We start from the raw sequence: 18,504 nt of genomic DNA on the forward strand, positions 1-18,504 counted from the left end.
CGCCCGTGGACGTGACACCGATACCCGGCGCCGCTCTCGGCGCCGTCGTGCACGGCGCCCGAGTCACCGGCGCGATGGACGAGACCCAGGTGGAAGAGATCTGGGCGGCGCTCGACGCGCATCTGGTCCTCGTCTTCCGCGGCCACGAGAGCCCGTCCTACGAGGAGTTCCTGGCCTTCGGCCGCCGCTTCGGGTACATCCCGAAGACCGGTCTGACCAGCGGCGCCCACCCCGACCACAACGAGATCCTGATCGTCTCCAACCTGGTGGAGGACGGCCGCAAGATCGGTGTCGGCGACGCCGAGTGGATGGGCTGGCACACCGACTACTCCTTCCGCCCCCGCGTCTCCCAGGTCGGCTTCCTGGAGGCCGTGGAAGTGCCGTCCTCCGGTGGCGGGGAGACCCTCTTCACCGACATGTACGCCCTGTACGAGTCGCTGCCGCCCGAGGAGCGCCGGCGGCTGCACTCCTACCGGGTCCGCCACGCCCTGCGCACCGGGTACGAGGAGACCATCGAGGAGGAGCTCCAGGGGGAGGTGTCCCTCGGCGAGAGCACCGCGCACATCCAGCCCGAGGACGGCACCTCCACCATCCACCCCCTCATCGCCCGCAATCCGCGCACCGGCCGCCGGTCGGTCTACATCAGCACCCTGAACACCAGACGGATCGTGGACCTCGCCCCCGACGACAGCCGCAAGCTGCTCGACGAACTGCTGCTCCACGCGGGCAGGCCCCAGTACACCTACGCCCACGCCTGGCAGCCCGGGGACCTCGTCATGTGGGACCAGCTCGGCACCGTCCACGCCAAGCGGGCCTTCGACCCGGCCGAACGGCGCGTCATGCGCCAGGTCGTCAGCATCTTCGACGACCCGGCCGACCCCTGGCGCGCGGAGGCCGCCGCATGAGCACCGCCCCCGCCTGCCTCCGCCACAGCCGGGTCACGATCACCCCGGCGCTGCGCGCCGCCGTCGACCGGCTCGACCACCGCTCACGTCACCAGGCGGCCTACCACTTCGGCTGGGTCACCGCCGGCGGCGCGCCCACCAGCGCCGACGCAGGCAAGGCCGTACGGCCGGCGCTCGCGCTGCTGTCGGCCGAGGCGGTCGGCGCACCGCCGGAGGTCGCCCTGCCCGGTGCCGTCGCCGTGGAACTCGTGCACAACTTCTCCCTGGTGCACGACGATCTGATGGACGGCGACGAGGAGCGCCGCCACCGGCGCACGGTGTGGAAGCTGTGGGGTCCCTCCAGCGCCATCCTGACCGGCGACGCGCTGCTGGCGCTCGCCCAGGAGGTGCTGCTGGACACCGGGCTGCCGACGGCGGCGCCCGCCGCCCGGCTGCTGGCCCGCACCACCCGGCATCTGATCCGCGGGCAGGTGCAGGACCTGTCCTTCGAACAGCGCTCGCGCGTCACGGTCGAGGAGTGCGTCGACATGGCCGCCGGCAAGACCGGCGCGCTGCTGTCGGCGAGCGCCGCGATCGGCGCCGTCCTCGCCGGGGCACCGGAGGCGACGGTGGACGCGCTGGCGCTCTACGGCGACCAGGTCGGCGTCGCCTTCCAGCTCGTCGACGACGTTCTCGGCATCTGGGGCGACCCGGCCGTCACCGGCAAGCCGGTCCACTCCGATCTGCGCTCCCGCAAGAAGACCCTGCCGGTGAGCCACGCACTGAACCAGGACGGCCCGCTCGGCGACGAGCTGGCCACGTGGCTCACCACCCGCGGCGAACCCGACGAGGAGGAACTGCGGCGCGTGGCCGGCCTGGTCGAGGCTGCCGGCGGCCGGGACTGGGCGCTGGCCGAGGCCGCCCGGCGGATGGCGCTGGCCGAGGACGCGCTGCGCGGTGCCGAACTGGACGCCGGCGCGCGGGACGAACTCCTCGCGCTCGGGCGGTTCGTCGTCGACCGCGAGGTCTGAGACCGGGCCGCCCCCGTACCCGTACGCCCCTTTCCCACCTCCGACTCTCCGATCGGCGCAGCGACCCCCGCCCGGGCACCACCACCGGGCCGCTGCCCTCCGCAACCCACCTCCCAAGGACTCCCCCATGCCCCAGGACGTCGACTTCCACATACCCCTGCCGAGCCGCCAGAGCCCGGATCACGCCCGCGCCGACGCCGAGCAGCTCGTATGGCCGCGCTCGCTCGGGCTGATCAAGTCCGAGGCGGCGGCGACGCGTCATCTGCGCGGCGGCTACGCCGACCTGGCCTCCCGCTTCTACCCCCACGCCACCGGCGCCGACCTGGACCTGGGCGTCGACCTGATGTCGTGGTTCTTCCTCTTCGACGACCTCTTCGACGGGCCGCGCGGCGAGAACCCGGAGGAGACCAAACGGCTCACCGACGCGGTCGCGGCGGCGCTGGACGGCCCCCTCCCCGACACCGCGCCCCCCATCGCCCACGGCTTCGCCGACATCTGGCGGCGCACCCGCGAGGGCATGACACCCGCCTGGTGCGCGCGCAGCGCCCGGCACTGGCGCAGCTACTTCGACGGCTACGTCGACGAGGCGGAGAGCCGCTTCTGGGACACGCCGTACGACACCGCGGCCGAGTACCTGGCCGTGCGCCGGCGGACCATCGGGGTGCAGCCGACGGTCGACCTCGCCGAGCGCGCGGGCCGCTTCGAGGTGCCGCACCGGGTCTTCGACAGCGCCGTGCTCTCCGCGATGCTGCAGATCGCCGTCGACGTCAATCTGCTGCTCAACGACATCGCCTCGCTGGAGAAGGAGGAGGCCCGCGGCGAGCAGAACAACATGGTCATGATCCTGCGCCGGGAGCGCGGCTGGTCCAAGGACCGCAGCGTCACCCACATCCAGAGCGAGGTGCGCGTCCGCCTGGAGCAGTACCTCCTGCTGGAGTCCTGCCTGCCGCAGGTCGCCGACATCTACCGGCTCGACGAGGCCGAGCACCAGGCCCTGGAGCGCTACCGCGACAACGCCGTGCGCACCGTGATCCGCGGTTCCTACGACTGGCACCGCTCCTCGGGCCGCTACGACGCCGAGTTCGCGCTCGCCGCCGGTGCCCAGGGCTACCTGGAGGAGCTCGGCAGCACCGCCCGCTAACGGCACAGCCCACCAGTAGAGACGGGAAGTTGAGGATCGAATGACCGAGCAGACCACCTTCTCGGCGGGAACGGCGCCCGGGGCGCTCCCCGTCGTGGGACACGCCCTCCAGATGATGCGCCACCCCGTGAACTTCATGACCTCGCTGTCGGCCCACGGCGACCTGGTCGAGATCAGGATCGGCCCCACCAAGGCCTACGTCCCGACCCACCCGGACCTGCTGCGGCACGTCCTGACCAACGACCGCGTCTTCGACAAGGGCGGCGTCTTCTACGACCGCGCCCGGGACATCGCCGGCAACGGCCTGGTCACCTGCCCGTTCGCCGACCACCGCCGCCAGCGCCGGCTGATGCAGTCGGCGTTCACCCGCGGCCGGCTCAAGCGGTACGCCGAGGCCATGCGCGCCGAGATCGAGGACACGGTGTCGCGCTGGCAGGACGGCATGGTCGTCGACGCCTTCCCGGAGATGTACGGCATGGCCCTGCGCACGGTCGCCCGCACCCTGTACTCGACACCCGTCAGCCCCGGGCTGGCGGCGAAGGTGGAACGTTCCTTCGACGTCGTGCTCAACGGCCTGTTCCGGCAGATGTTCCTGCCGGCCGCGATCCGCCGGCTGCCCCTGCCGTCCCAGCGCCGGTACCGCAGCAACCTGGACTTCCTGCACGACACCACCCAGCGGCTCATCGAGGACTACCGCGGCTCCGACACCGAGCACGACGACCTGCTCGCGGCCCTGCTCGCCTCCCGCGACGACGACGGCGGACGGCTCGGCGACACCGAGATCCACGACCAGGTCATCACCGTCATGGCGGCCGGCACCGAGACCGTCGCCGGCACCCTCACCTGGGTCTTCTACCTCCTCTCCCAGCACCCGGAGATCGAGGCCGCCCTCTACGACGAGATCGACACCGTCCTCGGCGGCCGCGCCCCGGACTGGGACGACCTGCCGAACCTGTCCCTGGCCGACCGGATCATCTCCGAGACGCTCCGACTGCACCCGCCGGCCTGGCTGTTCACCCGCCTCACCACGTCCCCGACCGAACTCGCGGGCCGCCGGCTGCCCTCCGGCACCACCGTCGTCTTCAGCCCGGCCGCGGTCGCCCGGTACGAGGAAGCCTTCGACGACCCGGCGAGGTTCGACCCCGACCGCTGGCTCCCGGACCGTGTCGCGCCGGCCGCCCGCCACGCCTACGTGCCGTTCGGCACCGGCGCCCGCAAGTGCATCGGCGACCTCTACGCGCGCACCGAGGCCACCCTGGGGCTCGCCACCATCCTCGGCCGCTGGCGGGTCGGCTGCGAACCCGGCATGGACATCCGCCCGGTCCCGCTGGCCACCGTCTACCACCCGCGCCGGCTGCGCCTGCGGCTGGACGCGCGCACCCCGCGCCGCATGACCTCCGCCGTCCCCGCACCGGCCGGAGGTGACGCGGCGTGAGCACACACGGCTAGTCGCCGTCCCCGCAGGTCTGCGGGGCGCCGGCGCCCGCAGAACCGAACAAGCTGCGGGAGTGAGGCGGCGGCGGCCGGGCATGTGCTTGTCCGGGCCGGATCTCAGCCCGCAGCACCTACCCAGTGGTCCCAAGGAGATACGGCATGATCCTCGACGGCATACCGGCCGCCCCCGCCCAGCACACCAGACCCGACCCGGCCGCCCGCAAGCAGCGGCTGCGCCGCCGCCTGGAGCGGCTGATCGGCGTGGCCGCTACCGAGGGGAACGACCTCGTGCCCCTGCGCAACGGCGACGCGATCTTCCCCGCGATGCTCGGGGCGATCCGCTCGGCCGAGCGCACGATCGACATGATGACGTTCGTGTACTGGCGCGGCCAGATCGCCCGTGACTTCGCCGGCGCCCTGGCGGACCGCGCCCGTGCCGGGGTACGGGTGCGGCTGCTGCTCGACGGTTTCGGCGCCAAGGAGATCGAAGGGGACCTGCTGGAGCTCATGGACGAGGCCGGCGTGCAGGTGGCCTGGTTCCGCAAGCCCGTCTGGCTGTCGCCGTTCAAGCAGAACCACCGCTGTCACCGCAAGGCCCTCATCATCGACGAGCACACCGCGTTCACGGGCGGCGTCGGCATCGCCGAGGAGTGGTGCGGCGACGCCCGCAACCCCGGCGAGTGGCGCGACACCCACGTGCAGGTGCGCGGCCCGGCCGTGGACGGTGTCGCGGCCGCGTTCGCCCAGAACTGGGCCGAGTGCCACGACGAGCTCTTCGACGACCGCGACCGCTTCACCGAGCACGCGCAGGAGGGCTCGTCGGTGGTGCAGGTCGTGCGGGGCTCGGCCAGCATCGGCTGGCAGGACATGCAGACCCTGATCCGGGTCATGCTCACGTCCGCCGAGGAGCGGTTCCGGCTCGCCACCGCCTACTTCGCCCCCGACACCTACTTCATCGACCTGCTCTGCGAGACCGCCCGGCGCGGGGTGCGCGTGGAGATCCTGCTGCCCGGTCCGCACACCGACCAGCGGGCCTGCCAGCTCGCCGGCCAGCACCACTACGCACGCCTGCTGGAGGCGGGGGTGCACATCCGGCAGTACCAGCCGACCATGATGCACGCCAAGATCATCACGGTCGACTCGGTCGCCGCCCTCATCGGATCCACGAACTTCAACCGCCGGTCCATGGACCACGACGAAGAGGTCATGCTCGCCGTCCTGGACGAGACGTTCACCGCGTCGCTCGACCGCGACTTCGATGAGGACCTGCGCCGCAGCGTGGAGATCGATCCGACCCGCTGGCGCCGGCGTCCGGTGCTCCAGCGGCTCCGGGAAGCGGCCGTGATGCCGATCCGGCGCTTCCTGTGAGGTGACTGTTCCGCCTGTGTGAGGCAGCATGTCGCCCGGCCGGGTGTGCTTGCCCGGCCGCTGTTCGGGTACCGCGATTGAATAAGGGTGGTAACCGTACCGACAGATGGTTGAAAGCGATGCGTTCGTGACTGGTCTGAGCGGCTCCGGGAACGACCGGGTGAGCCGGCCGGACGACGACCTCCTGTCTCTCGCGTCGACGATCGCCGAAGCCGTGGAAGGTCTGGCCCACCTGTGGTCGGTCGCCGCGCAGGGGGCGAGTCTGCAGTTGTCGCCGCACCAGTTGCGGGCCCTGCGGATCCTGGAGGCGGAGCCGGGACTCAATCTCACCGGTCTGGCCGTGGGCATGGACATCGGGCTGCCGACCGCCAGCCGGCTCTGTGACCGCCTGGAGGCGGCCGGCCTCCTGGACCGTGTGCTGCACCCGCACAAACGGCGTGAGGTGCAGCTGCACCTCACGGGCCAGGGCAGACAGGTGCTGGCCGAGGTCGCCTCGCGCAGGTCGCAGGCGCTGGCCCGCGTGCTCGCGGCCATGGAGTCGGCCGAGCGGGAGGCACTGCGGCGCGGGCTCCAGGGTTTCCGGTCCGCTCAGGACGACGGCCCGCGGGGCGGGGGCGGCGCCGGGTCCTGACGGCGGCCGTCAGCGCGGTCGGCCGTGCCAGTCGAGGCAGACCACGGCCGCGTCGGACATGAGTTCGCTGCTGCCGTGGTGCTCGATCAGGCCGGAGACGACCGCGCGTGCCGCCTCGTGCGGCGGCGCGGGGCGCGTGGCGCTGAGGATCTGCCTCAGGGCGCCTTCGCCGAAGAGCTCGCCCTGCGCGGAGCGGGTCTCGTGCACGCCGGTGCTGACCACGATGAGCCGGTCCCCGGGTGCGACCCGGAAGGTCTGCTCCGTGTACTCGCTCTCCTCGAACATGCCGAGCGGGAACTGTGCTTCCAGGTCGATGCGTTCGGTGTGGCCGTCGCGCTGGCGGAACAGCTGGGGAGAACCGGCGTCCACGGCGGTCACCGTGCCGGTGGCCAGGTCGAACCGCAGCAGCAGGGTGGAGGCGTACGCCTTGCCGCCGTACTGGGCGTGGACGGCCTGGTCGGCCAGGCAGGCCTGGTCGGCGAGGGTGAGGCCGGCCCGCCGGGCGTTGCGCAGGGCACCCACCGCGAGGCTGGTCAGCAGGGCCGCGTCGATGCCCTTGCCCATGCCGTCGGTGACGGTGAGGGTGAGGTGGTCGGCGTCGGCCGACCAGTCGAAGTTGTCGCCGCCGATGGCGTAGGCCGGCTCCAGATGGGCGCCGATGACGTACTCCTCGCGGGCGGAGCCGCGGGCGGGCAGGAGCTGCCACTGCATCTCGGCGGCCAGGGTGAGGCGGCGGGTGCGGCGGGCCTGGAGGTACAGGTCCGTGTCGCGGTCGGCGGTGGAGACCTCGTGGCCGAGTGCCGTGGCGAACTCGCCGAGCTGCAGGACGGTGTCCGGGTCGGCGGCCCCCGCCGGCAGGCGGACGCAGAGGACGCCCAGGCGGTCTCCGCGCACGGCGATGGGGAGGTGCACCAGGTGGCCGGCCGGCTCGCGGAGGATCTCGACCACCGGGCGCTGCTGGACGAAGGCGCTGCCCGCCGGGCCCTCGTGGGCGGGGACCGGCTCACCGGTGTGCGGCAGGTGGGACACCGGTTGCAGGACGGTCAGTCCGTAGTCGGCGAGGAGGAGGGTCACCTCCAGGGCTCCGACCCGCTCGGCGAGCAGCCGGCGGGCCGTGGCGACCAGGGCATGGGGCGGAGCCGCGCGCAGCTGGGCTTCCGCGGAAGGCAGCGGTTCGGAGGCGTTCACGGCATCGGCCCTCTCGGCTTGTGGCGTCCACGCTACCGCGATCGGCATCGCGGCGGATCGCAGGCGGCGGCCGGCCGGGCGGTCGCGTCTCACGGCGTGCCGGTGCGGGGCGACGGCAGGCCGGCGGCCCAGTCGGTGATGGTCACGGTGGTGCCTCGTCCGGGGCGGCTGTCGAGGCTGAACTCCTGCACGAGCCGCCTGGCGCCGCTCAGGCCGAGGCCGAGGCCGCCGGCGGAGGTGTAGCCGTCGGTCAAGGCCAGTTCCACGTCGCGGATGCCGGGGCCGGTGTCGACGAAGGACAGCCGCAGCCCGCGGCGGGCACCGTCCGTGAGCCGTGTCAGTTCCACGTGTCCCCCACCACCGTGCACCAGGGCGTTCCGGGCCAGTTCGCTGGCCGCGGTGATCAGCTTGGTCTGCTGGACGAGGCCGAACCCGACGCCGGCGGCGGCCTGGCGCACGCGTCGGCGCACCCGTGCCAGATCCGCGTCCGAGCCGATGGGCAGGCGCTCGGAGGGGGAACCGGTCACCGCGCGCTCGCCGGCGCGCTCGCGCGCGGCCTGCCGGGCCGGCGGCCGGTGCTCGTCGGGTGGCGGGCCACCGGCGTCCGTCCCGCGGCGTGGGCCGTGCCCCGTTCCGCCACCTTGCGTCTCCCCCCTGCTGCGAGGCCTCGCGGCGCCCCGGGCGGTGATCCCACCCCGACAATGATTGCCGCATGACAAATGTTATCGGGAAGAGGCCGGCGTCAACAACGCGCGGGGCCCCACGGCCGGACGTCACGCCCGGCCGGGCCGCCCGCGCCAGTCCAGGCACACCACCAGGGCGTCGTCCTCCGCCACGGCGGCCTCGCCACGGTGGCCCGTCAGCTCCCGCAGCAGCGCGCGGGGCACCTCGGCGGCGGGCAGCAGCCGAGTGGACTGGATGGCCCGGGTCAGGGCCTGCTCCCCGTACGGCTCGCCCTTGGGGGAAGCCACCTCGTGGACGCCGTCGCTGACGAAGAGGAGCCGGTCACCGGGCTGGACCTGGAACTCCTGGGCCACGTAGTCCGTCTCCTCGAACATGCCCAGGGGAAGCTGGGCGTCGAAGTCGACGCGCTCCACCTCGCCGCCGCGCAGGCGCAGCAGCTGGGGCGAGCCCGCGTCCACGACGCTGGCCCGGCCGGTGGTCAGATCGAAGTCGAACATGAGGACCGACAGGTAGCAGCGGCCGCGGTAGTGGGCGTACACGGCCTGGTCGGCCAGGGCCGCCTGGTCGGCGATGGAGAGCCCGGCGCGCCGGGCGTTGCGCAGCGCGTTGATGGCCAGGTTCGTGAGCAGGGACGCCTCTATGCCCTCACCCATGCCGTTCGTGACGTACAGCATCAGGTGGTCGGCCTTGACCGACCAGTCGAAGTTGTCGCCGTAGATGGCGTACGCCGGTTCCAGTTGGGCCCCGAGGTCGTACTCGGGCCGGGAACAGGAGCGGCCGGGCAGCAGCTGCCACTGCATCTCGGCGGCGAGGGTGAGCCGGTCCCTGCGCCGCGCCTGCAGGTACAGGTCGGTGTCCCGCTCGGCCACGAGCACCTCGCGGCCCAGCACGTCGGCGAGTTCGGCCAGTTCGGCCTCGCACGCGCGCGCCGTGTCGCCGCTGGGCAGCGTCACGGACAGCACGCCGAGCCGGTCACCGCGCACACTGACCGGCAGGTGCAGGCGGGCCCGCCCGTCACGCCGTTCCTCGCAGTAGGGCTCCTGCGCGCCGAAGGCCCGGCCGGCCGGGCCGGCGTGCACCGGCAGGGGCTCCGGGGTGCGCAGCGGGACCCCGGACACGGCCTGGAGGACCGTCAGGCCGTAGTCGGCCATGAAGAGGTCCACGTCCAGCGCCTGATATCGCTCCGTCAGCACGACGCGGACCGCGTCGAGCAATTCGTCGGGAGCCGCTGTACGCAGGGCGCGTGCAGCGGCTTCGAATCTGTTCACGATGGGAATACAACCAATCTTCGTCTCCGGACAACGGACAGGCCTCGCTCGGGAGACCGGGCACCGTGAAGAGCCTCGCCGGGCAGCCGGGCTCGTTCCCGGCCGGCACGGAGGCCTAGTACGCTGACAGACGCCCCAGTGCCTGCGAGAGTGTGACCGTGACTGCCTTCCGCCGCCCAGAGCCCGATGAGGTCGCACGTGTGACCACGACGGCCGTCGAGCTGCTGGAGGTCGTGTGGGGCCGGGCCTCCACCGCGCCCACCTCCGCGTCCCAGCTCCGGGTGCTGCACATCCTCGAGCACCACGACGGCATCAACCTGCGCACCCTGGCCGAGTCCCTCGCGTCCACCCCGCCGTCCACCAGCCGGCTGTGCGACCGGCTGCAGGCCGCGGGGTTCGTCGAGCGGGTGGTGGGCGCGGAGGACCGGCGTGAGGTACGGCTGCACCTGAGCGGCCGGGGCCGCTCCTTCCTCGCCGATCTGCGTGCCCGCAGGGAGCGGGAGTTGCGCAAGGTGCTGGCGGACATGCCCGCCGGCAAGCGCGTCGCGCTGCTGGAGGGGCTGGAGGCGTTCTGCGCCACCGCGGCCACGCAGATACACGGCACCGCGGATACCGACAGCCGAAGCGCCTGAAAGACCCTTCACGGCACCGGCGCCACCACCGCCTTCCGCCGATGGCGGCCGACGCACGGCGTGGTCTCCGTCCTCCGGAGCATTCCGAGTCCTTCCCCGCGTACGTCCGACACGGTTACTCTGTTGCCTCATGACCATTGTTGTCAAACGACAACTGTGCTTCACAGTGCTGTGAGTCATCGGATACCCCGTATGCGCGTCCTACGCCGGAACGGTGCGGAATGTCTCCTGAGGCCAGGGGCTCAGGGCTGATCCGGAACGGCCCGACGGTGCTCCGGATTGCGTCGTAGCAGGGAGAAGTTCAGAGCGGTGGCGAACAGACACCACGCCGCGTACGGCGCCAGCGCCGCGGCGGCCGGGCGGTCGGTGCCGGCCGTCCGGCGGATGAGGCGGGCGTTGGCGGCGTCCAGCAGGACCGTGCCGGCCAGGCCGCCCCACAGGCTTTTGCGGCGGAAGAACGCGTGGCTCCAGGCGGCGTTCAGCGTCAGGTCGGCCGCCAGGGAGGCGGCCAGCCGCGCGCGTTCGCGGCCGCGGGCCCGGCTGAGCCCCCGGCCGGCGGACCAGGCGATCGTGGCGTACAGCGGGGTCCAGGCCGCTCCGAAGGCCCAGGAGGGCGGCTGCCACGACGGCTTGTCCAGGGAGCGGTACCAGGCGCTGTCGGCGTCGACCGCCCGGGCGCCGGCCACCGCTGTCGCGGTGACGGCGGCGGCCGCGGCGGCTGTCCAGGCCCCGCTTCTGATCGGTCGCGCTTGCTCGCTGATGGTCGTCACGGCTCTCCTTGTACCCCGAGAAATTTGGTTGTCGCCCGTCCGCCCCGGCGGCCGGGCGACGGCCACCGCCACCTCACGGACCGGCCCGGGAGCGGCTGGCCCTTTGGAACTCCGTGGTGTGAGGATGGCGCCATGCACGCGACCCCTGGGATGAAGATGCACGTCACACGCCACGAGCAGACCTTCGTGCTCACGGTCCGAGGCGAAGTGGACTACGACGACGCGGAGGACTTCGACGCCGCATGGGAGGCGGCCGACAAGGCCGCGCTGCCCGTCACGGCGGTGGACCTCTCCCAGGTCACCTTCGCCGACAGCATGCTCCTCAACGCCCTCCTGCAGGCCCGGATCCGCCACCAGGCCGCCGGCCGGGACCTCGTGCTGCTCGGCCCTCTGCGGCCGGCGATCCACCGCCTGTTGGCCATCAGCGGCACCATCCAGCTGTTCACCATCAGTGACGTCGGCGTCGGCGACGCCGGTCCCGGCCCCGGCGGTGACGGCGCGAACGACGCACCATGAAGCGGAGTACAGCGGGTAGGCGAACTCAGCACACGAGAACACCGAGTGAGCAAGAACACCGACCCATCACGCACGGAGACACTTCCATGGTCATCCCGCTTGGGCAGCAGGCAGTGGATGAACGACACCGGACGGCACCCCTGCGGTACAGCGCGGCCTGGGACACGGCCGGCGCGTCCGTCCCCGACGCCCGGCAGGCGGTACGCACGCTGCTGGCCCGGGCAGGACACCGGCCGGACCGGCGACCGAGCCAGGACGCCCAGCTCGTCGTCAGCGAACTCGTCACCAACGCCCTGCGCCACGCGCCCGGCCCCGGCGCACTCCTGCTGGAACTGGCGTCCGACGCCACCTCCCTGCTGATCGCCGTCCGCGACAGCTCCCGGCGTCCGCCCGAGGTCCAGGCGCGCGACGGGGGACGTGTCGGGGGGCACGGCCTGCACCTGGTCAGCCGGCTGTGCGAGCAGATGCACACCGTCCTGCTGGAGACCGGCAAACAGGTGATGGTCCGGCTCAGCCTGGAACCGGGCGCCGAGTAGCGGACCGCTCCGGGAGGGCGTCACTTCTCGTAGTTGTGCAGGGCCAGTCCCAGCCCGAAGAAGGTCGGCGCCCATTCGCCGACGAAGATGCCCCAGCGGTCCGCGCGCTCCTCGCCCTTCTTCTCCACGCTCAATGAGACGCACCACGAGATGACGGACAGGCCGATGGAGGCGAAGGCGGCGGCGTAGGCGTGTTCGGAGCGGATGCCGGACTCGTGCAGCTTCTTGACGATCACGTCGGACTCATTTCCCTGGGAAACGGGTGGTGTGATCCATCCCATCGGCAGTGACGGCGGCGCGCGACCGCACGGGGCCGAGCGGGCGATGGCCACCCGGTGCCCCGCGCGGGGGAGGTCACGTGGCGCCCGCTCCGCTGACGCCGTCCTCCTCGAGCTCCGCTCCGGCCCGCTCGTCCGCCGCCGGGGCGGTGAGATGGTCCAGGACGTTCGTCATCAGGAGCATGCGCTCCAGGACGGCCGGCCGGTTGTCCAGGTGGAGCGTCGCGCCGAGGGTGCTGGTACGGCGGTGGATCATGAGCAGGGTGGACAGGCCCGTGGAGTCGATCCACGTCAGCTCGCCGAAGTCCAGGCGGACGTCGCGCGGCGCCCGTCCGGCCGACAGCTGCTCGAGGACCGCGTCCAGCGCGTCGTCGCTCGTGTCGTAGTCGAGGTCTCCGCGCACCCGCACGGTCAGCGTGCCGGGCTCACGGACGAAGTCGAGGGTGAACTCAGGGGGTGGCAAGGTGGTCATGCGTGTGTGGAGGGGCCGGGGACAGGACGGACGGAGTGCTCGGCCAGTACGGCGGTGCCCTCACGGATCAGTTCGACGGTACGGGGGAAGTCGCGGAGCTGGCCGGCCAGAGCGTCCAGGCCCGCGGTGAGCGAGTGGGCGGGGACCTGCCGGGCCTCCAGGATGTCTGCGGTCCAGGTCAGGAACGCGGTGAACAGGTCGGTGTCGTCGACGTAGAGCGCCGCGGCCAGGAAGTCGACGATGTGTGCCAGGTCCTCGGCGGTGCGCTCACGCTGGGCGTCGCTGTAGGCGCGCATCGCGGGGAAGCGGGTCTCCAGGTCGGCCAGGGTCTGCTTGACCAGCAGGGAGCGGGTCTGGACCACCATCGTGTACTCCTGGTCGACCAGGTGCGGCAGGTCGTCCACCGGCTGCCGGCTCGCCGAGGGGTCCGGCCGCGTCATGCCCTCCTCCAGCACGGCGGCCGCGCCGCGGGCGTCGGCCGCCCACCGGTCGGCGCCCAGGGCCCGGGCGTGGCGGCCGTCGGGGCCGAAGGCTCGACCGCCGGCCAGGACGGGGACGCCGACGGCCTGGCAGGCGGTGATCGCCGCGTGCGCGGTCGGCAGGTGGGTCGGCAGGGACCCGGACAGCAGGACGGCGTCGGGGTTGGTGTGGTGCAGGTGGGCGACCAGGTGCGGGGTGGGGGTCTGGGCGCCGAGGTAGTCGACCCGCCAGCCGCACAGGGCGAGCACCTCGGCGACGAGCCGGGCCGGGAAGGCGTGCCATTCTCCGTCGACGCAGCTCACCGTCACACGGCCCCGGTGGGGAGCGCCGTGCTCGCCGCTCTGCCGCCGGCGGTGGGCCAGGGAGGCGACCACCCGCTCGTTGATGGCGGTGGCGGCGTGCTCCTGAGCCACGGTGATGCGGTCGGCGGCCCATTCGACGCCGACCTTCTCCTGCACGGGGGCGATGACCTCCAGCAGCAGCGTCTCCTCGTCCACGCCGTCGTCCAGCGCCCCGTGCACGACTCTGGCGGCCGTGTGTTCGTCGCCGTCCACCACTGCCTGCCACAGCCGCTCCGCCAAGCCGTCCTTCGCGGTGAGCCGACTCACATGTCCCTCCTGCCGTTCTGACGGCTCGCATGCCCGTTGACGACGGTCAGCAATCCCGTTTTCGGGGCGCTGACGGCGACGAGGGCCATGTCGTCGTGCCGGCCCGCGCCCAGCCACTGGGCGGTCAGCATCTGCACGCGCTCCACGACGGCTTCGGCCGGCATGCCCGCGCACTCGGCCAGGGCCCGCCGCAGCCGGTGCTCGCCGAAGAGCTCGTCGCCGAGGGGGCCGCCGCGCGCCTCGGTGATGCCGTCGGTGTAGAGGAGGCAGGTCTCTCCCGGCTCCAGGACCGTGCGCACCGTGTTCGTCGTGACGGCCGGCAGCACGCCCACCAGGTTGCCGCCGGTGGCCACCTCCTCCACCGTGCCGTCGGCGCGGACGATCAGCGGCGGCAGATGGCCCGCGCTGGTCAGCCGCACCTGCACCCGGCCGCCACGACGGCGCACCGAGGCCAGCACGAGCGTGGCGAAGCGGGTGGAGTGCGAGCTGATCAAGGCGCCGTTGAGCAGGTTCAGCACCCGCTGGTGGTCCTCGGCCAGCGGCAGCAGGGCGTGCAGCGTGTTGCGGATCTTCCCGGTCAGCACCGCCGCGTCCAGCCCCTTGCCCGCGACGTCCCCGAGGACGACGAGGGACTCCTGGGTGGGGTCGGAGCCGGGATGCACGTCGTAGAAGTCCCCGCCGATGCGCTCGTGGTCCTTCGCGGCCCGGTAGCCGCCCGCGTACTCGACCCCGTGCACCCTGTTCAGCGTGGGGGGCAGCAGTTCGCGCATCAGCGTGCCGGTGATGGTGGCCTGTTCGGTGTAGAGGCGCGCCGCGGAGAGGGCGGCGCCGGCCCGCGCGGCGAAGAGGCGGGCGAAGACCTCCTCGCCCTCGGTGAAGGCCTGCTCGGTGCTGGAGCGCAGCAGGACGAGCGCTCCGGCGGGCACCCCGTGCCCGGGGAGGGGAGTGACGATCACCGATCCGACCGGTCCGGTGAAGCCGTCCGGGATCAGCCAGCCGGGGATGTCGTCCGGGTTTATCCAGCGGGCGGGCACGGGCGGGAAGCCCCGCAGCGCCTCGGTGAGGCCCGGCACCTCGGCGGCCTCGATCTTCCGCGTGACCTGGCGCACGGGCCCGCCGTGGCAGGCGTAGGTCAGCGGGTAGCGCTTGCCGTGCGGCGGAGCCACGAGGACGGCGGCTTCGGCGAAGTGCTCGGCGGCCATGGAGGCAGCCACCTCCATACAGCGCGGCACGTTCAACGTGGACAGCAGCGCGCTGGAGACCTCGGAGAGGATCTCGGTGCGGGTGCGGGCGTCGGTCAGCGCCGTCTCGGCCAGCCGCCGGTCGGTCTCGTCGAGCAGCCACCAGACCACGTCGCCGTCGTCACTGGGCGTGGGGTGCGCCTCCAGGAGACGGTCGTTGATGCGACCGCTCAGCGGACCGGCGGAGGTGCTGCGCGACCCGTCGCTGATGCTCCGGTGAGCCTCGTGGAGCCAGGCCGGCACCGTGTCGCGCAGCCGGTCGCCGCTCTCGGCGCCGGGCAGGAGCGTTCGGGCGGCCTGGTTGACCCGCACCAGACCACCGTGCCGGTCGACGACCAGCACCGGACAAGGGGCCTCGAACCACGTCGCGCCGACCCTGAGGTCGGCATCGGGCGGACGGACTGAGGGACCGTGGGAAACAGCCACAAAAGGAGGCACGCAGCGTGCGCGCCCACCACCTTCCTACCTCGGGAAAAAGATGTCTTATGGCAACAGTCCCGCACCGACCCCCCGGGCCGCAAGCCGGTACCCCGATCGAGGGATATGTCTCCCTGCCGCCGCGCCCTCGCGGCTCCGCCCGCGCGAAAGCGCGCGAAAGGGCCCGGCCGGGGATTCCGGCCGGGCCCTGGACGTACGGCTCGCGCCGCCGTCAGCTCACCATCGGTACCAGCGGCCGCGCCCGCCGCCGGCATTGGTGGAGCGCATCACGAAGCCGAGCAGCCAGACCACCAGGACCACGACGGCGATCCACCACAGGGCCTTGAGGGCGAAACCGGCGCCGAACAGGATGAGCGCCAGAAGCAGAACGAGCAGCAGGGGAACCATTGTCATCAACCTCCTGCAGCCCGATTGCCCGGTCATCCCCGCTTCATTCACGCCGTTCTCCACCGAAGACTCCTTGTTTGTGAAGGGGTGTGCGGGGCACGTGTCTTCGTTTCGCGCTCCCCGGCCGTCGGTGCTACGGGTGCGGTACGACGGCCAGCGGGCAGCGGACGTGGTGGACGGCGGCGTGGGTGACGGGGCCGGTGCGGGGCAGCGTCGGACGGTCCGCCGTGCGGCGGCCGACGACGAGGAGGCTCGCCGCGGAAGCGGCCCGGACGAGCGCGGCGGAGGCCCTGCCCTCCACCACGGTCTCCAGAACCTCGACCTCGGGGTACTTGTCCCGCCACACCCGCAGCACGGCCGACAGGAACTGCCGCCACTCCCCGGCCTGCCACGACGCGCCGAGCAGGCCGACGTCACCGGAGCCGAGCCCGATCGCGGACGCGGGCTGCCAGGCGTGCACGACGCGGAGCCGGGCCCCGCGCAGCCGGGCCGCCTCGAACGCGAACGCGAGGACCTCGTCGCAGGGATCGGCGAGGTCGATGCCGAGGACCACGTCGAGGGGCCCGGTCCGGGTGGACGCGCCGCCGCCCGCCGGCGGATGCCCGTCCGCGGCCTCCTCCCCCGCCCGTACGAGGACGACGGGCGCCGGTGACCGCGCGATCACCCCGAGGGCGACCGAGCCGACCAGGAGTCCGGCGAAGGCGCTCAGGCCGCGTGAGCCCAGCACCAGGAGCTCGGCCTGCTCGGCGGCCCGCAGGAGGGCCGCCGTCGCCGGTCCCTCGACCTGCTCGTCGGTCGTCCGCAGGCCGGGAGCCGCCCCGTGGACGCGTTCCTCGGCCGCGCGCAGGGCGCGCCGGGCCAGGTGCCGCTGTGCGGCGCTCGCCGGCTCGCCGTCCGTCCGGCCTGCCTGCCAGTTCCAGGCGTGCACCAGGTGCAGCGGCCGGTCCCGGCGTACCGCCTCGCGGGCGGCCCACTCGGCGGCGGCGAGACTCTCGGGTGATCCGTCGACTCCGGCGATGACGGGGAGAAGCATGGGGCGCACCTCCTGCGCTCTGGTGTGCTCGATACGTGGACTCAGTGACTCAGGATGCGGGGAGGGCCGCCGTCAGCTCGCCCGCGACCCGCGCCGCCCACGCCTCGATCGCGGGGAAGTCGCGGAAGTCGCCGCCCCGGCCGTCGCGCAGGATCATCCGGGCCAGCCGGCCTTGCGCGCCCTCCTCCAGGCAGCCGCCGAAGGTGACGTGCCCGGCGACGCCGAGCCGGTCCCGGGCGCGCCGCACGCCGGGCACGGGCGGGATGTCCCGCTCCGCCGCCGAGGCGTCCAGCGGGCCGCTGCTGAAGAACCACACCGGGCGCGCGGCCAGGGCACGGCGGTGGCGGCGCACGAAGCGGCGCGCGTGCCGGTGCCAGCGCCCCGCGTACAGCGCGCCCCCGACGATCACGGCGTCGTACGCCTCGACGTCCGCCACCGACGGGGCGGGCCGTGCCTCGGCCGTCAGCCCCCGGGTCCGCAGGACGCCGGCGACAGTCTCGGCGATCCGGGCGGTCGATCCGTTCGTGGTCCCGTAGGCGACCAGCACCGTGGCGCTCATGGCGGTCCGCCTCCTCTCACAGCCTGCGCAGCCAGTCGTCCGCCACACCGTGCAGAGCCTGCCCGGCGGGCTGGACGCGGCTGTCGTCGAGGCGGTACGTGAGCCGGTCGACCACCGCGACGACACCGTCGACCTGCTTGGCCATGGACACGGCGATCTCCGTCTCGCTCCGGCGCTCCATCCGGCCGCTCAGCGTGACCACCCCCTCCGTGACGGAGACGTCGACGGTCTGCGGCGCCAGCCACAGCGTGCGCGAGAGGACCTCCTCGATCACCTCGTCGCGGATGTCCGGGTCGGGCCGCAGGAAGACCTGGAGCAGGTCCCGGCGGGTGACGATGCCGACGAGCCGGTCCTCCTCGTCCACCACCGGCAGCCGTTCCACGCGGTGCTCGGCCATGGTCCGCGCCGCCTCGACGATGGTGTCCTCGGCGCGCGTGGTGACGGGCGGCTCGGTCATCAGCCGGCCCGCGGTGCGGGCGCCGGCCTTGGCGGCCTGCCGCCTGCCCCGGCGCGTCAGCGCCGCGAACCGGAAGCGGGGCCTCGACTCGTAGGGGTCGGGGGCCTCGGCCTGCCGGGCCAGCAGGTCGGTCTCGGAGATCACGCCGATGACCTTCTCGTCGTCGTCCACGACCGGCAGCCCGCTGATCCGGTGGTCGGCGAGCAGCCGGGCCACTTCCTTGAACGGGGTGCCGTACTCGGCGCGGACGACGTCCGTCGTCATCACGGAGCCGACCTTGTCGTGCCTCATCTCTGGTTCCTCCTCCATGGGGGCCGGCGAGCGTGCCGCCCGGCCCCGCGGTGCGCGGGGCCTGCGTTCGGTTCGAGCATCCGGCGGACCGGGGGGCCGGCCCAGGGACTGTCCGGGGCCGGTTCCCGGGCCGGTCGGCCTTCCGGGCCGGCCTCACGGGCCGGTTCGACGGGACGG

21 protein-coding genes are annotated in these 18,504 nt (G+C 72.9%); 9 read left to right on the top strand and 12 right to left on the bottom strand.

The genetic code is table 11. From position 1 onward, the window contains the following. Positions 1-5: 5 nt before the first annotated feature. The 6 genes from ptlD to AQJ66_RS06325 all read left to right on the top strand — a co-directional run bounded on the left by ptlD (position 6) and on the right by AQJ66_RS06325 (position 6,489). Entirely contained in the window at positions 6-905 is a 900-nt protein-coding gene (gene ptlD, locus AQJ66_RS06300; protein ID WP_061917801.1) for a neopentalenolactone/pentalenolactone F synthase, read from the top strand. After that, positions 902-1,915 (top strand): polyprenyl synthetase family protein, encoded by a 1,014-nt coding sequence (locus AQJ66_RS06305; RefSeq protein ID WP_061917804.1) that lies wholly within the window; start codon positions 902-904, stop codon positions 1,913-1,915. Before ptlD ends, AQJ66_RS06305 begins: the two co-directional genes overlap by 4 nt. Positions 1,916-2,042: 127 nt before the next feature. After that, a complete protein-coding gene (gene ptlA / locus AQJ66_RS06310; RefSeq protein ID WP_061917807.1) occupies positions 2,043-3,056 on the top strand; it encodes a pentalenene synthase in 1,014 nt (337 codons plus the stop codon). Between the two features lie 40 nt (positions 3,057-3,096). Further along, positions 3,097-4,491 carry a pentalenene oxygenase gene (ptlI, locus tag AQJ66_RS06315; RefSeq protein WP_061917809.1) on the top strand — a complete coding sequence of 465 codons (1,395 nt, stop codon included), beginning with the start codon at positions 3,097-3,099 and terminating at the stop codon, positions 4,489-4,491. Positions 4,492-4,649: 158 nt separating this feature from the next. After that, on the top strand, positions 4,650-5,858 hold the full coding sequence (locus AQJ66_RS06320; RefSeq protein ID WP_061917812.1) for a phospholipase D-like domain-containing protein: 1,209 nt from the start codon (positions 4,650-4,652) through the stop codon (positions 5,856-5,858). Between the two features lie 127 nt (positions 5,859-5,985). Next, entirely contained in the window at positions 5,986-6,489 is a 504-nt protein-coding gene (locus tag AQJ66_RS06325) for a MarR family winged helix-turn-helix transcriptional regulator (protein WP_061918331.1), read from the top strand. 9 nt (positions 6,490-6,498) lie between these two features. On the opposite strand, the gene AQJ66_RS06330 is transcribed toward AQJ66_RS06325, so the two are convergent. The 3 genes from AQJ66_RS06330 to AQJ66_RS06340 form a co-directional block, all read right to left on the bottom strand. Next, positions 6,499-7,677, bottom strand: coding sequence for a PP2C family protein-serine/threonine phosphatase (locus AQJ66_RS06330; RefSeq protein ID WP_244162759.1), 1,179 nt, complete (start codon positions 7,675-7,677; stop codon positions 6,499-6,501). A gap of 89 nt (positions 7,678-7,766) precedes the next feature. Continuing rightward, positions 7,767-8,204 (bottom strand): ATP-binding protein, encoded by a 438-nt coding sequence (locus AQJ66_RS06335; RefSeq protein WP_061917815.1) that lies wholly within the window; start codon positions 8,202-8,204, stop codon positions 7,767-7,769. A gap of 246 nt (positions 8,205-8,450) precedes the next feature. Beyond that, positions 8,451-9,629 carry a PP2C family protein-serine/threonine phosphatase gene (locus AQJ66_RS06340; protein WP_061917819.1) on the bottom strand — a complete coding sequence of 393 codons (1,179 nt, stop codon included), beginning with the start codon at positions 9,627-9,629 and terminating at the stop codon, positions 8,451-8,453. Positions 9,630-9,829: 200 nt separating this feature from the next. Here AQJ66_RS06340 and AQJ66_RS06345 point away from each other — a divergent pair, with 200 nt between their 5' ends. Continuing rightward, positions 9,830-10,261, top strand: a complete 432-nt coding sequence (locus tag AQJ66_RS06345; RefSeq protein ID WP_061917822.1) for a MarR family transcriptional regulator — start codon at positions 9,830-9,832, stop codon at positions 10,259-10,261. Between the two features lie 242 nt (positions 10,262-10,503). Here the strand turns inward: AQJ66_RS06345 and AQJ66_RS06350 are convergent, their stop codons facing one another. Next, positions 10,504-11,031 carry a TspO/MBR family protein gene (locus tag AQJ66_RS06350; RefSeq protein ID WP_061917825.1) on the bottom strand — a complete coding sequence of 176 codons (528 nt, stop codon included), beginning with the start codon at positions 11,029-11,031 and terminating at the stop codon, positions 10,504-10,506. A 132-nt stretch (positions 11,032-11,163) separates the two neighbouring features. Between AQJ66_RS06350 and AQJ66_RS06355 the strand changes: the two genes are divergently transcribed. Next, positions 11,164-11,547 (top strand): STAS domain-containing protein, encoded by a 384-nt coding sequence (locus AQJ66_RS06355; protein ID WP_244162760.1) that lies wholly within the window; start codon positions 11,164-11,166, stop codon positions 11,545-11,547. Between the two features lie 86 nt (positions 11,548-11,633). Next, positions 11,634-12,083: an ATP-binding protein gene (locus tag AQJ66_RS06360; protein WP_061917828.1), complete on the top strand. Its 450-nt coding sequence runs from the start codon at positions 11,634-11,636 to the stop codon at positions 12,081-12,083. Between the two features lie 20 nt (positions 12,084-12,103). Here the strand turns inward: AQJ66_RS06360 and AQJ66_RS06365 are convergent, their stop codons facing one another. The 8 genes from AQJ66_RS06365 to AQJ66_RS06400 all read right to left on the bottom strand — a co-directional run bounded on the left by AQJ66_RS06365 (position 12,104) and on the right by AQJ66_RS06400 (position 18,327). Then, complete coding sequence (locus AQJ66_RS06365; RefSeq protein WP_061917831.1) at positions 12,104-12,319, bottom strand: hypothetical protein; 216 nt, start codon at positions 12,317-12,319, stop codon at positions 12,104-12,106. Positions 12,320-12,437: 118 nt separating this feature from the next. Then, complete coding sequence (locus AQJ66_RS06370) at positions 12,438-12,833, bottom strand: STAS domain-containing protein (protein WP_063804019.1); 396 nt, start codon at positions 12,831-12,833, stop codon at positions 12,438-12,440. Then, on the bottom strand, positions 12,830-13,921 hold the full coding sequence (locus AQJ66_RS06375) for a cobalamin B12-binding domain-containing protein (RefSeq protein ID WP_061917834.1): 1,092 nt from the start codon (positions 13,919-13,921) through the stop codon (positions 12,830-12,832). Before AQJ66_RS06375 ends, AQJ66_RS06370 begins: the two co-directional genes overlap by 4 nt. After that, a complete protein-coding gene (locus AQJ66_RS06380) occupies positions 13,918-15,504 on the bottom strand; it encodes a PP2C family protein-serine/threonine phosphatase (RefSeq protein WP_061917837.1) in 1,587 nt (528 codons plus the stop codon). The genes AQJ66_RS06375 and AQJ66_RS06380 overlap by 4 nt, the downstream gene beginning before the upstream one ends. Before the next feature lie 312 nt (positions 15,505-15,816). Further along, positions 15,817-15,987, bottom strand: coding sequence for a DUF5670 family protein (locus AQJ66_RS06385; protein ID WP_061917840.1), 171 nt, complete (start codon positions 15,985-15,987; stop codon positions 15,817-15,819). Positions 15,988-16,120: 133 nt separating this feature from the next. Continuing rightward, positions 16,121-17,020 carry a universal stress protein gene (locus tag AQJ66_RS06390; RefSeq protein ID WP_061917843.1) on the bottom strand — a complete coding sequence of 300 codons (900 nt, stop codon included), beginning with the start codon at positions 17,018-17,020 and terminating at the stop codon, positions 16,121-16,123. Positions 17,021-17,069: 49 nt separating this feature from the next. Then, complete coding sequence (locus tag AQJ66_RS06395) at positions 17,070-17,579, bottom strand: flavodoxin domain-containing protein (RefSeq protein WP_061917846.1); 510 nt, start codon at positions 17,577-17,579, stop codon at positions 17,070-17,072. Positions 17,580-17,595: 16 nt separating this feature from the next. Next, positions 17,596-18,327 carry a CBS domain-containing protein gene (locus AQJ66_RS06400; RefSeq protein ID WP_061917849.1) on the bottom strand — a complete coding sequence of 244 codons (732 nt, stop codon included), beginning with the start codon at positions 18,325-18,327 and terminating at the stop codon, positions 17,596-17,598. Positions 18,328-18,504 lie beyond the last annotated feature (177 nt).

The sequence above is a fragment of the Streptomyces bungoensis genome, from assembly GCF_001514215.1.
GTDB classification, from domain to species: Bacteria; Actinomycetota; Actinomycetes; order Streptomycetales; family Streptomycetaceae; genus Streptomyces; species Streptomyces bungoensis.

Bases quoted from the DNA above. Each gene is read 5' to 3' on its own strand.
- AQJ66_RS06305 (WP_061917804.1), top strand. From the start codon at position 902: ATGAGCACCGCCCCCGCCTGCCTCCGCCACAGCCGGGTCACGATCACC.
- ptlA (WP_061917807.1), top strand. From the start codon at position 2,043: ATGCCCCAGGACGTCGACTTCCACATACCCCTGCCGAGCCGCCAGAGC.
- ptlI (WP_061917809.1), top strand. From the start codon at position 3,097: ATGACCGAGCAGACCACCTTCTCGGCGGGAACGGCGCCCGGGGCGCTC.
- AQJ66_RS06320 (WP_061917812.1), top strand. From the start codon at position 4,650: ATGATCCTCGACGGCATACCGGCCGCCCCCGCCCAGCACACCAGACCC.
- AQJ66_RS06355 (WP_244162760.1), top strand. From the start codon at position 11,164: ATGCACGCGACCCCTGGGATGAAGATGCACGTCACACGCCACGAGCAG.
- AQJ66_RS06360 (WP_061917828.1), top strand. From the start codon at position 11,634: ATGGTCATCCCGCTTGGGCAGCAGGCAGTGGATGAACGACACCGGACG.
- AQJ66_RS06370 (WP_063804019.1), bottom strand. From the start codon at position 12,833: ATGACCACCTTGCCACCCCCTGAGTTCACCCTCGACTTCGTCCGTGAG.
- AQJ66_RS06385 (WP_061917840.1), bottom strand. From the start codon at position 15,987: ATGGTTCCCCTGCTGCTCGTTCTGCTTCTGGCGCTCATCCTGTTCGGC.
- AQJ66_RS06390 (WP_061917843.1), bottom strand. From the start codon at position 17,020: ATGCTTCTCCCCGTCATCGCCGGAGTCGACGGATCACCCGAGAGTCTC.
- AQJ66_RS06395 (WP_061917846.1), bottom strand. From the start codon at position 17,579: ATGAGCGCCACGGTGCTGGTCGCCTACGGGACCACGAACGGATCGACC.
- AQJ66_RS06400 (WP_061917849.1), bottom strand. From the start codon at position 18,327: ATGAGGCACGACAAGGTCGGCTCCGTGATGACGACGGACGTCGTCCGC.